The 12,142-nt window shown below is 46.9% G+C and carries 13 protein-coding genes; 11 read left to right on the forward strand and 2 right to left on the reverse strand.

What is annotated here, in order from left to right; genetic code table 11:
- Positions 1-223: 223 nt before the first annotated feature.
- The 3 genes from METMK1DRAFT_RS08250 (at position 224) to METMK1DRAFT_RS08260 (ending at position 4,917) form a co-directional block, all read left to right on the forward strand.
- Positions 224-2,524: a M1 family metallopeptidase gene (locus METMK1DRAFT_RS08250; protein ID WP_009072847.1), complete on the forward strand. Its 2,301-nt coding sequence runs from the start codon at positions 224-226 to the stop codon at positions 2,522-2,524.
- 697 nt (positions 2,525-3,221) lie between these two features.
- Positions 3,222-3,821, forward strand: a complete 600-nt coding sequence (locus tag METMK1DRAFT_RS15655) for a transcriptional regulator (RefSeq protein WP_009072849.1) — start codon at positions 3,222-3,224, stop codon at positions 3,819-3,821.
- Between the two features lie 238 nt (positions 3,822-4,059).
- Positions 4,060-4,917 carry a sodium:calcium antiporter gene (locus tag METMK1DRAFT_RS08260; protein WP_009072851.1) on the forward strand — a complete coding sequence of 286 codons (858 nt, stop codon included), beginning with the start codon at positions 4,060-4,062 and terminating at the stop codon, positions 4,915-4,917.
- On the opposite strand, the gene METMK1DRAFT_RS08265 is transcribed toward METMK1DRAFT_RS08260, so the two are convergent.
- Complete coding sequence (locus tag METMK1DRAFT_RS08265) at positions 4,891-5,160, reverse strand: hypothetical protein (RefSeq protein WP_009072853.1); 270 nt, start codon at positions 5,158-5,160, stop codon at positions 4,891-4,893. The genes METMK1DRAFT_RS08260 and METMK1DRAFT_RS08265 overlap by 27 nt on opposite strands.
- Before the next feature lie 59 nt (positions 5,161-5,219).
- Between METMK1DRAFT_RS08265 and METMK1DRAFT_RS08270 the strand changes: the two genes are divergently transcribed.
- From METMK1DRAFT_RS08270 to porB, 5 genes are read left to right on the forward strand one after another with little or no spacing between them, the layout of a single operon-like run.
- A complete protein-coding gene (locus tag METMK1DRAFT_RS08270) occupies positions 5,220-6,437 on the forward strand; it encodes a 4Fe-4S dicluster domain-containing protein (protein ID WP_009072855.1) in 1,218 nt (405 codons plus the stop codon).
- 50 nt (positions 6,438-6,487) lie between these two features.
- Positions 6,488-7,054 carry a 2-oxoacid:acceptor oxidoreductase subunit gamma family protein gene (locus METMK1DRAFT_RS08275; RefSeq protein ID WP_009072857.1) on the forward strand — a complete coding sequence of 189 codons (567 nt, stop codon included), beginning with the start codon at positions 6,488-6,490 and terminating at the stop codon, positions 7,052-7,054.
- On the forward strand, positions 7,044-7,301 hold the full coding sequence (locus METMK1DRAFT_RS08280) for a 4Fe-4S dicluster-binding protein (protein WP_009072859.1): 258 nt from the start codon (positions 7,044-7,046) through the stop codon (positions 7,299-7,301). The genes METMK1DRAFT_RS08275 and METMK1DRAFT_RS08280 overlap by 11 nt, the downstream gene beginning before the upstream one ends.
- Positions 7,298-8,494, forward strand: coding sequence for a transketolase C-terminal domain-containing protein (locus METMK1DRAFT_RS08285; protein WP_009072862.1), 1,197 nt, complete (start codon positions 7,298-7,300; stop codon positions 8,492-8,494). Before METMK1DRAFT_RS08280 ends, METMK1DRAFT_RS08285 begins: the two co-directional genes overlap by 4 nt.
- Positions 8,463-9,356: a pyruvate synthase subunit PorB gene (porB, locus tag METMK1DRAFT_RS08290; RefSeq protein ID WP_048087754.1), complete on the forward strand. Its 894-nt coding sequence runs from the start codon at positions 8,463-8,465 to the stop codon at positions 9,354-9,356. Before METMK1DRAFT_RS08285 ends, porB begins: the two co-directional genes overlap by 32 nt.
- 196 nt (positions 9,357-9,552) lie before the next feature.
- Here the strand turns inward: porB and METMK1DRAFT_RS17705 are convergent, their stop codons facing one another.
- The gene (locus tag METMK1DRAFT_RS17705) at positions 9,553-9,702 is read right to left on the reverse strand and encodes a hypothetical protein (RefSeq protein ID WP_155812381.1); all 150 of its coding nucleotides are present in this window, start codon (positions 9,700-9,702) and stop codon (positions 9,553-9,555) included.
- A 133-nt stretch (positions 9,703-9,835) separates the two neighbouring features.
- Here METMK1DRAFT_RS17705 and METMK1DRAFT_RS08300 point away from each other — a divergent pair, with 133 nt between their 5' ends.
- The 3 genes from METMK1DRAFT_RS08300 to METMK1DRAFT_RS08310 form a co-directional block, all read left to right on the forward strand.
- Positions 9,836-10,939, forward strand: coding sequence for an MFS transporter (locus METMK1DRAFT_RS08300; RefSeq protein ID WP_155812382.1), 1,104 nt, complete (start codon positions 9,836-9,838; stop codon positions 10,937-10,939).
- The gene (locus METMK1DRAFT_RS08305; RefSeq protein WP_009072869.1) at positions 10,936-11,190 is read left to right on the forward strand and encodes a hypothetical protein; all 255 of its coding nucleotides are present in this window, start codon (positions 10,936-10,938) and stop codon (positions 11,188-11,190) included. Before METMK1DRAFT_RS08300 ends, METMK1DRAFT_RS08305 begins: the two co-directional genes overlap by 4 nt.
- Positions 11,191-11,384: 194 nt before the next feature.
- A partial coding sequence (locus METMK1DRAFT_RS08310; RefSeq protein WP_009072873.1) for a DUF4322 domain-containing protein occupies positions 11,385-12,142 on the forward strand: 758 nt, incomplete at its 3' end.

The following is a 12,142-nucleotide window of genomic DNA, read 5'->3' on the forward strand; positions in this document are numbered from 1 at the left end:
TACAACGCTTCCCTGAACGTGCTCAAGAGATCAGGACTGGTGGCCTGTAGTGCCTGTGGAGCTCCGCCCTCCACCCGTGGCCAAACACTACGGGCAAGGCTGGGCAAGGAAGCAAGAAGCCCCGTCCGTCAGGGCGGGATAGTTCACTTAACTCCTTATCTAGAGTAATTAGCCCTTAACCCCCCCCCCAGAAGATAAAATTTAGTAAACATATCCTCCCATCATGAGCTACGTTCCCTTAGAGGATAGCCCTCAGGTAAGACTTGGAAAGAATTACGTGTTAAAGGAACACGTTAAGAATTACCCTGAGAACATCCCCTGTAAGCCTACTCTGGCCAGATATTCCCTCGCTTTCCTTGAGGACTGGATCGAGGGGGAAGCGGAAATAGACATGGAATGTAAGGAAGGCAATATGCACCTTGAAGGAAGGCACTTCCAGATCCTGGAGTTCACTGTTAACGGAGATAAAGACTACGTTTACGACGGCTCTAGGATATTTTTCAAGGTGGTTGACGGTGAAAACCGCGTGGGGATTAGGTATAGGGCAAACTTTACGGGTGCCTTCAGAAAGATCAACATGGGTCACTCTGAGATAGCCTCCACGGGAGAGACCGAAAATCCCATGTACTGGATACCGTCCCTCTCTGTTCCCGGAGTGAAGGTTAGGAGTGAACTGCACATAAAGGTCAAGAAACCTCTCCAAGCGGTGTCAAACGGTGACCTCGTGAGCATGAGAGAGGATGGAGAATGGAGGGAATATCACTACAGGATAGATTTCCCTCACTCCTTCTACCTCACTAGTGTGGCTGTGGGGGAGTTCTCAGTAGTGGAGGAACGAGTGGACGATATAACTCTCAGGTATTTCCTCCCTAAGGGAAAGGAGGAGTACTCCTGGAACCTATCCCCTACGATGGATGCAATGAAATTTTTCTCCAGCTACACTGGCGTCAAGTATCCGTTCTCTCAATACACTCAAGTTGTCCTATTCAGTATGGGAGGGGGGATGGAGTATATAACGTCCACTCACCTCACGTGGAAGGTACTCCACGAGAAGTCAGTGGAGCCTGACTACACTAGCGATTCCCTAGTGAGTCATGAGTTGGCTCACCAGTGGTTCGGGGATATGGTCACAACCAAGGATTGGAGCAACATATGGCTGAACGAGGCCTTTGCGACCTACTTTCAGGCCTTATTCACCAGATACAAGAGGGGGGAGAACGAATTCGTCTATGATCTTTACAGCAAACTCAGGACCTACTTAGAGGAGTACTCCAAGTACTCCAGGCCCATTGTGACCAGGTTTTACAGGTGGCCGGATGAACTCTTCGACAGACATACCTATCAAAAGGGTGCTCTGGTATTACACACCCTCATGAACCTTGTGGGAGAGGAGACATTCAGGGAAGGTATAAGGAGATACCTTGAGAAGTTCGCTGGAAAGGCAGTCGATACGGAAGACTTTAGGAAGATAATGGAGGAGGTGAGTGGGATGGACCTGACAGAGTTCTTTGACAAATACGTTTACTCTGCAGGTCACCCAGAGGTCCTAATGAGGAGTGATGGCACAACTGTGATCCTGGATCAAAACCAGGAGGGGATCATATATCCCTTGAAAGTGGAAGTAAAGCTAGTAACGGGAGGGGAGTTTAAGAAGCTCCAAGTAGATCTGAAAAAGAGAGTGGAATTATCGCTACCCAAGGGTGGTTACCTCTGCGTTGATCCAGGCTTCAAAACGTTTGCAGTGATAAAGGACGAGCAATCTGAGGAGTCCCTGATAGCCGAATCTAAGGACGAGGAAATCATGTGTAGAATAAGGGCAGCCTGGGGACTTGTCAAGTTTAATAGCTCAAGATCCATAGCAGCTCTCTCATCGCTTCTCAGAGATCCCTTCTGGGGAGTATCGTATGAGGCTGCACTCGCCCTCGGAAAGGTAGGTACCAAGGAGGCGTTGAAAGAGCTCGTGAGTTACTCGCATCCAGACCCGAGAGCCAGGAAGGGGGTAGCCAATGCATTGGGAGAGTTTAAGTTCAGTGAGGAATCTGGTGAGGCCTTAGCAGATATCCTTGAAAGAGAGGTTAGTCAATACGTGAGGGCAGAGGCCATAAAGAGTTTAGGTAAAGTTGGAATCCAAAAGTATCTTGACGTCATCATGAAACAGTATAAGGAGGAGAGCCACGTTGACGTGATCAGAGGAGCAGTGATAGAAGCCCTCTCTTCCTTAGGAGGGGAAGGGAACTTCAAATTCATCCTAGATAAGGCCTTCCACGGTGAGAGTGTGCCAGTGAGGGAATCAGCAACGAAAAGTCTAGGTAAGTTTGGCGAATCAGCGGTTGACGCATTAGGAACTTTAGCCAAAGACCAGTTTCCCTCAGTGAGACAGGCGGCTGTAGAGGGATTAGGTGAAACTAGGAGCCAAAGGGCCGTACCTATACTGGAACGGATCGTGAATAATGAAGACGAGGATGGGAGAATAAGGGGATACGCACTGAGGAAGCTCTATCAGCTGAGAGGAAGAGAAGCGTAATGAAGAGACGATAAACGTCGTCTCTCATGGGGGACTCCCGCTTTAGTTTTTGAAGAAATGGGTGGTTTTAGGCTAGGACTCTCATGAGATATCTTAATACCCTCAGATCTTTGACTTAACAAAACTTAATGAGCTCTGCTCCTTTACTCTTGTCTGCCTCCCCACCTTAACGAGGTAACTTCCATACCCATGTAAGTGAGGTAACGTGCATCTTGAGGTAGACGTTCAATGATACGTTTGGATAATTTGTGTTTTTGTGTCAATGTTGCTTACTAATCACTTCTAAACTTCTAATCACTTAATGCAATCATAAATACGTTAGAAATTATAAGCCTCGAGACTAGCATTTTCATAGACAACGCCATAACGAAGTCCATGAGAAGTTGTGAGGTTAAGGAAGGTATCCCATGAAACCCATCGGTTCTCTTAGGGAGTTGGTCCCACAGAGGTCGTGGGAAGTGAAGGGAGAATAAGATCTGCCTGCCTTATGGGACAGTTCAATTTTTAGACGTTGAGCCTAGCTAGTTTTCCTAATTCAAAATCTAATGTCAGATTAAGGGTAGGTTTCACGTTGTCTCTGATAAAAATTGAAGTATCCTGCAAATCAATATGTGCCTCAAAGCTTATTAAGCTCAAAAATATATTAGACGAAGTAAATATTATACGAAACGTGCTATAGTGCGAATAGGTGATATTGATGACAAAGAAGAGACACACTTTGGAAATTGTTGGGGATATACTATCTCTTGCAGTGAAGGGCATAAGGAAGACCACACTAATGAGGGCCTCTAATATAAGCTTTGAGCTCTTAAGAAAGTATACGGATATGTTAGCTTCATGGAAGTTAATTGAGCTAAAAGACAACAGGATTTACCTGACTCCTAAGGGATACACAGTCCTCAGATTAATTAAGAAGCTGGAAGAACTCAAGAATGAAGAGATCATCACGAGTAGAGAACTAGAGCGACTCTTGCCCATAAAGATAACTGATGATGAAGTTTATCCCAGAGAGATGAGCGGGATTGAGAAAATATTGAGTACTTTAAAAGAAAATGGAATACAGTACAAGGAGGTTGACGGCATTATATATGTCCATGACCTGGAGATATGTGAAGAAGAGAAGTGTAAAGGTAACAAGATCTTCCCTAGAGCCAGGAGACTGATGATAGGAAAGAAATTCTCTATACTTGTGGATTCAGGTCAGGTTAAGATAATTTACAATGTAGACCTTTCCAACTTATTATGGGATATGTTAAAGGAAGGCCGGCTTTCATCAAGGACGACTAACACTATATAGAGATCATAGCTAGCCTGGGGATTTTGTTTCCGATAGCCTACAGAATCATCTGAAGCCACGTATATCTTTTAAGCTTGATGGATGAGAATAGTATCAATATGATCAAAAACGTTTACATTCTTTACTTGTCTTAGAAAATACTTTTTATTATTATGGTTAGAACATGTTATGTATTTTCTACACTCTTTTCAGCTAGGAGTTTTGAAAGCTTAAAGGGAACAAATGAGTACATATAACTGTGTTTATCACAGGACTCATCTCCATACCTGTGTTCCTCTTGGGAGTGGAGATGTTGTATCGTGGAGCCAAGTTCTCCAGTCCCTATCTCATAGCATTAGCGTCGGTCTTCCCAGAGCTGATTCTAACACTTCAAGCCTCACTGCGATCTAACTATTATGTGGCTTTATCTGGAGTACTAAGTAGTATAGCGTCACTTTACGTTATCGGGGTAGTGATGTTCGGGACTATTTACTTTCTAAGATGGAAGAAGGATATGGTGGTAGGGAGAATAAACGATTACAACTTTGTGATAGTATCCTCTGTAATGCTCACACTAATGGGAATAACAGGAAGATTGAACTTGTTCTGGGGAGTTGCATTCATAATCCTCTTCCTATTCTACTCCATATTTAGGGTCTCTAGATCATGGAGGGTAGACAGAGAGAGTATTATACCCCTCGTGATGGGGGTCGTGTTAATTTGGTTCTCATCAAATGGAGTGCTCCAGGACGTATTCTCTGCCTCTTCGGCGCTTCATGTGCCCCCATATTACATGGCTGTCCTAATTATTCCTATAGCTTCCAATCTCCAAGAGATCTATATGGCCTTAAGGACTAGGGGGGAGAACGCCTTTAGAAACATGTTGACGGGAGTTATAAATGAAAGTATCCTGAGCTCCACTTTATTGCTGTCCGTCATAGGGTTAGCCTCAGGGACTTCAGGAATAGAGCTCAGTCCCCTAGTTCCTCTTGTAGGTTTCTCCATTTTAACCGGAGCCATAACTTATCTTTCTTTAAGAAACGGAACTTTGAGACCGTTAAGTTCCATCTTTATGATCCTAGGATTAGTCCTATTTTTCTCCGTGATCAGAGCTTGACTGAAGTGAATTGCACCACTCCCTCACCTTAGCCACCTTCCGACTAATTTCACTGTCACTCATGGTGATTCCGACCACAAACTCCGCAGTGGTACTTGCTAATTCCAAGAGCTCCTTATCATCAGCACTACATACCCTATTTGCTTCCTCCTCTTTAACCATGGCCAAGTAGTCCTCTCCTTCTCTAAATAAGAAGGCAAAGAAGTTCCTTATCAAAGCCCTCCTGTAGAAGTCCGATGACATGAAAAATATTTAAAATGTTACGTAATAAGCCTTAATATCGTTTTACGAGAGTTGAGAGTATGGCAGAAGTTCAGCAAACACAGCGTGAGCTCAGGTTGGGCTTCGTTTTCGACCACAACAAGTGCATAATATGTAACGCCTGCGTAGACGCTTGCAATAAGGCTTACGGAGGGAACTGGAGAGTCCTGCCCGTTTTTCAGTTTGAGGGGGCCACGACTGCTCTCTCTATCTCTTGTAATCATTGTGACAACCCAGTCTGCCTTAAGGCGTGCCCTGCCAATGCCATAAAGAAGGAAAGAAATGGGATCGTTTACGTCAACCAACAGGAGTGTATAGGATGTGGATACTGTCAATGGGCCTGTCCCTACGAAGCCCTTCACTTCACCAAAGACGGGACTATGAGTAAGTGTCACCTCTGTATGGATAGACTAGGGAAAGGAATGCCTTATTGCGTGGAGAGCTGTCCTACTGGTGCACTAAGTTTCGGCTGGTTGGGAGAAAGTGACGCTCAAGTGAACTACTTGGCTCCTCCCTCTATCACTAAGCCTAGGTTCAAGATAATCCCTCCTAGAGACATGAAGATAGTAGCCTCTCCGCTCAAGGAAAAGAGCGAGAGCAACGTTAAGGGATTGATTGCCTTCACTGTGGGGAGCGAGATCTCTCTGGGTTACGCTCTCTTCAAGTTACCGTATTATCCTTTACTATCGTTCCTACTTCTGGCCTCGACTCTCCTCTTATCTGTGGGTCACGCCAAAGTGAGTTCTCGATCCATTAGAGTTATGTTCAACCTCAAGACATCATGGCTCAGCAGGGAGGTACTCTTTGGAGGTCTCGCGTCTCTCCTCTTCCTCCTGGAGGAGTTCTTCTACGTGTTATACTATCCTGCCCTCATCTTCCTGGGGCTCTCCGTGATCTCATCATTCATGGTTTACATGTTGAAGTCGAGACCCTCTTGGTACAGTCCTGATACTCCCATCTCATTCCTAGGCACTGCCTTCACGACAATATCTCCCATCGCGTTCTTCCTCAGTCATCAACTTTCCCTCTTGGCATTGGGAGGTGCTTGGTCCCTAGTGGAGATCATAAGTTGGTACCTATACAAGAGGGACGTAAGGATCAGGGGCGTACTGAACCTCATTTATCTGGTCTCCCTAATGCTACCCTTGATCACTCCATTCACGTGCGTGGTGCCCACCACCATAGCCCTTCTATCAGAAATATATCATAGAACGCATTTCTTTAAAAAAGTAAAGTATTACGGCGTTCCCAAATATTAAACCTTTTTAGAGAAAACGTTTTTTATGCTTGAAAAATATATACTCATTGGGTGGAATCATCGCTTGAGATACGATTTCACGGACGAGGAGGTCAAGGGGTTGTCACTGCCGCCAACGTTCTTGCTGAGGCAGCAAGCCTAGAGAACATGTTCTCTTCAGCCTTCCCAATCTACGGGGCGGAAAGGAGAGGTGCAGAAATAGAGTCTTACTGCAGGATTTCGAGGACGCAAATAAGGGAAACCTCTCCAATTGAGGAGCCGGACGTTGTGGTAATCCTGGATCCTACACTCCTAAAAATATCGAACCCCCTAAGAGGGCTTAGGAAGGATGGAAAGGTAGTCATAAATTGGAAGGGAGCCTCTCCATCCGTGGGATTCAAGACTTACACGGTGGACGCCACAGGCATCGCTCTTGAGCTCAAACTCGTAAAGTCAGGGTGGCCTCTGGTTAACATAGTGATGTTGGGTGCCTTGGTTAAGGCAACAGGTGTACCTAGTTTGGAATCTTTGAAGATGGCCATAGGCCAGGAGTTCTCAGGAAACTTAGGTGAGTTAAACAAGAGAGCAGTGGAGTTATCCTTCGAGAGGACATTTGAGGTGGAGCAGATTGTCGCTTGAATACCAAGTATTCCCTGTATCTACTCCTGCAGAGGGAGCGGGGGGAAAGACAGGTAACTGGAGGACTGTGAGACCAGTGGTCACTGATAGGTGCATAGGATGTAACGCCTGTTTCCTTTGGTGTCCTGAAGGGACGATCGGTGTAGTTGGAAGGAAGGCGAAGGTCTACTATGAATATTGTAAAGGATGTGGAGTCTGTGCTAACGTTTGTCCAGTTAAGGCAATAGAGATGGTGATGGAGCAATGATGAAAGTGATGTCTGGGAATGAGGCAGTGGCCCTGGCAGTCAAGTTGGCGAGGGTCGGAGTAGTAGGAATTTATCCCATAACACCGCAAACCACTATCATAGAAGAACTGGCTGAGATGAGAGCTAGGGGTGAGCTCAGCGCTGACATAGTCAGAGTTGAGAGTGAACACTCTGCCATGGCAGTGACCTTAGGGGCTGCCGTGTCAGGGGTGAGATCTTTCACAGCCACCTCCTCTCAAGGACTTCTCTATATGCATGAAATGGTTTGGTGGACTTCGGGGAGCAGGGCCCCGCTGGTGATGGTCGTTGCTACTAGGGCAGTTGGTGCCCCATGGAACATCTGGAATGAGAACACGGACTTCATGAGTGAGAGAGACAGTGGATGGATAATGGCCTTCGCGTCAACCCCTCAGGAAGCTCTGGACTTAACCCTTCAGGCTTTCAGAATATCTGAAGATCCCAGAGTCTTCCTTCCAGTGATGGTAGGGATGGATGGATTCATCCTATCCCACACGAAAACTAACGTGTTTATTCCGTCCCAAGAGGATGTCGATAACTTCATCCCCCCGAGGAGGCAACCTTACGTAATAGACCCAGAGACTAAGGAGAGCATGGGTAACATATTCCCTCCCATATATTACATGAAGCTCAGACAGTCCATTCATGAGGCCATAACCAACTCTGAGGAGGTTATCAAAGAAGTGGGAAGAGAATACAACAAGATAAGTCCTCTAGGAGACTATGGAACACTTAACGTGAGCTACAAGTTAGATGACGCAGATTACGCTGTGGTTACGATGGGGGCGTGGTCGCTGGACGCTATGGAGGCAGTGGACAAGTTGAGGGAAAACGGACTGAATGTGGGGTTATACAGGGTGAGGTACATAAGACCTTGGAGTGAAAAGGAGATAAGAGAGAACCTAGGAGACAAGAGAGCAATATTAGTGGTTGACAGGGCTACAAGCCTGGGCAGAGGAGGTCCACTTTATCTTGAACTTAAGTCAACGTTAAACATTCCCATTAAGGGAGTCGTTACCGGCCTAGGGGGAGTCTCTGTAGGAAAGAGGGACTTCTACTCCCTTATTTCAAGGTTCGTAGAGGAGGCCAGATACTCAGAAGTTGGAGGGGTAGAGTGGTATTATCCTGGAGAGGTGAAAGAGGTTGAGCTTGGGACTCCGAGGACTGCACACTAACCCCTCCCTACTTCCAGGAACGTCAGCGTGTCCTGGATGTCCAGAGAACATGACCATGAGGATGATGGGGATGGCCCTAGGGAACAACGTGGCGTTAATCGTGGTGGCCGGATGCTCCTCAGTGATCCAAGGGATGGGTCCTAAAAACTCCTACGGTTATCCTGCTCTTAACATAGCCTTCGCAGCTGGACCTGCAGCCGCTTCAGGCATGTGGAGGGCATTCAAGCAGAGAAACAAGGACGTCACCGTGGTTGTTTGGGCTGGAGATGGAGGGACAGCTGATATAGGTTTCGCATCGCTAAGTGGAGCTGCTGAGAGAAATGAGAACTTCATATATGTGTGTGTGGACAACGAGGCTTACATGAACTCTGGGGGTCAGAGAAGTGGTTCCACTCCCCACGGGGCTGTCACACCGACCACCCCTGAAGGTAAGAAGGAAAATAAGAAGGAACTTCTCTTCCTCATGCTGGATCATCATGTTCCCTATGCAGCGACGGCATCAGTAGGCTATCCTCACGACCTTATGGATAAACTCAGGAGAGCAAAGACGATCGAGGGGTTCAGATACCTGCAGGTCCTCACTCCAGATCCCTACGGCTGGCTATTCGACCCGTCTAGGACTGCAGAGGTCGGAAAACTCGCCGTACAAACTTGCTATTGGCCCCTGTTGGAAGTAGTGAATGGTAGAGTCCAGGTCAGCAACGAATCTCTTCACTGTCTGAGGAAGGAGACTAGGAGACCGTTGAGGGACTTCCTCTCTGTACAGGGTAGATATAAGAGGTTGAATGATCAGGACTACAAGGAGCTGGAGTCCTACGTAGACTATACTTGGGACAGAATACTGAAGCTAATGAGGACCTAAAACTCTGACCTGGGATCCCTCCAGAGTCCGTCGTAAACAGGCTCCATCCACTTATTGACTAGCGATCTCTTTGAGGGATCCCTCAGAGGGAATACGTGACGACTAGGGAAAGCAGTTATTAGAATTTGCCTTGACTTCAAGGCGACGCCTAACGAGAAATCCCATAACTGCTGTAAGGCAATGTCTTCTGACCTCCTCACAACATGAGGGCGAGGGTTCCCCGAGTTGAGGGTACGCCCCTTTTCGGTGCTGCTTGGTTGTGTTCCACCAGGAAGGAGAGCGGTCTCCTCGTCACTGAAACTTCCACGTTGTTGGATTTCCTGAGGACGTTCAGTGCCCCATCCAAGTCGGAGTGGAATCTGTGTCTAAGGGGATAGTGGACTACTCCTTATGAGGCCCCGTTTTGGGTTGAAATTCTAAGATTAGAACTGAAAGTGTGGAGGGTTAATTAAAAATACAAGTATATGTCACTCTCCCTCATGAACTCAGACGTCTATAAGATTTCCTTCTCTGCCTTCTTCGCAGATTTGGGTTATCAAGCTGTGGTAGCTTCATTCCCTGTGATCCTAGTGTTCCAGTTTCACCTTCCTATTTACGTTTACGGAATCGTTGAGAGTATATCTTATGGTGTGGGATTCCTCTTCTCGTTCCTAGGTGGTTCATTATCTGACATTTATGGGAGCCGTAGGATAGCCATAGCGGGTAATCTACTGGTCACTCTCTTATCTTTCACAGGTCTAGCTCAAAGCGGAATTGAAGCCATAGGGTTGTTCCTGTCAGGATGGTTTATGAGGAACTTCAGGAATCCTGCTAGGAGGGCCATGCTCGTTGAAGTGACCTCGGAGGACGAGAGGTCCAAGGCTTTCGCCATGTTGCATGCCTTAGACTTCTTTGGCGGAGTGTTAGCTGTAGTGTATCTCTCGTTGGGACTCCTTTATCATCTTACCTTCTCCTTTATACTTCCCTTGACGGCAATTCCCATCCTCCTGAGCTCACTCCTGCTCGTCATTGTTAAGCCTAAGAGCAGACAAAAATCGGATGATAAATCCTCCAGGGTTTTTTGGGGAGTTGTGTTCGCGTCCATGCTCTTCGGGATAAGTTCGTTCAGTCCTGGGTTCCCGATAATTACGGTGGTACAGTCGACTTCACGACTTTACTTGGGCACTTTGACGTACGCTTTTTACCTCGGTTCGTCTTCTGGTTTTGGTTTTTTACTCTCTAGGTTGAAGTTAAACTGGGGGACTGGATTGACCCTAGCCTACCTCTCCACTGCAATAGCGAGTGCAGGCTTCATACCCCTCTTTAAATACGGTGAAGTGGCACTTTATCCTCTGGTTATCCTGCTGGGTTTGAGTAGCGCCTTCGCGGAGACCTATGAGCCGACAGTCATATCAAAGGTTGGGGGTAAAGATGTAGGCAGAGGAATGGGACTACTCTCCCTAGGCAGAGGGATAGGATACTTCATAGGCAACACGGCAATGGGGTTCCTCTACTCCGTGAGTTACGTTTACGCGTATGCCTTTGGGTCACTGACAGCCTTGGGTTCACTCTTAATAATCCTCTTCTTGGTGAGAGGGAGATGACCCTACTATCTGACGTGGAAGGTATGCTCAGGGCTGGGAAGCCCTTCTATGCCCTCAACCTCATCAAACAATATGTAGAGGATATGATCTCTGACGAGAGCGAAATACCTGAACAGTGCAGACACATAATCGAGGCAGTGAGAGTCATGCCCTGGCTAAACGACGAAAGCTGGAGGTATTTCGCGGCTAAAATGGACGACACCTCAATACAGGAGCTCGCAGTTCTGGTATCCAATTGTATACGAGAGTGATGGGCAGGATTAAATACTATGTCTAGTAAACTACCCCGCCCTCACCGGTAGACCCAAAATCATATTATGAAAAATAATTCTGACAGAATAATATCGATTCATGATAGATAACAGGATTTATAAGAGTATTAAGAATTCAGTTGAAGAAAGGTTTAAGGTGAGGGAGATGTGGTATTACCACGTGAGTGAGCGAGATGGTAACACCGGTACTCCCTCACCAAAACAACGTTCAACAAATAGGATATAAATTACTTTCCATGCTGAACTTCAAGGGAAAGAGAGGGGAAGAGGTGGCGAGAACCCTCATCTCAGCGTGTTTATGGAACGATTCGGTGGAGAGCAAGTCGAGGGCGTACGGCGTGTCCCCACAGACCGTGAGGAATTACGTGGAGGAGCAAGGGGTGGAAGTTATTGAGAAACTCTTGGAAAGCGCCAGGAAGATATCCTTGGAGACGCTGAAGGGAGTCAAGGAGATAGACGTCTCAATAGACTGGACGACCAAGACCTGGTACGGGAGACCGGTGGGAGGGCTCGGGAGTTCGGAGGAGGGAAACTCTTGGAACTACGCAACTGCGACGACTAAAGATGGGAAAGTGCTCCTACTGGCCTTCGTCACTCAAGTGAACGGGATGACTAAGGATGAGGTCGTGAAGGCCCTCGTGGAGCAAGTCGTCGCCATGGGGTTCAAGGTGAGGTTGATAACTCTCGACGCGGGCTTCTACACTGTAGACGTGCTCAACTTCGTTTCGCAGTTCAAGTACATAATCGGAGTTCCTGTTGGGGACGTGAAGGTCTACCAGGAGTTCGACGGCGAGTACGAGACGAACAGTAAGAGGCACAGGAGGGACGAGCAGGTCGAGTTCAGGCTCCTCGTGTACAGCAAGGAGAAGGTTAAGAGAAAGAAGAGGACTCTAGTTTACTTCGCTAGGGCTACGAACCTCGACCTACCTAA

Source organism: Metallosphaera yellowstonensis MK1, from assembly GCF_000243315.1.
In the GTDB taxonomy this organism is placed as follows: domain Archaea; phylum Thermoproteota; class Thermoprotei_A; order Sulfolobales; family Sulfolobaceae; genus Metallosphaera; species Metallosphaera yellowstonensis.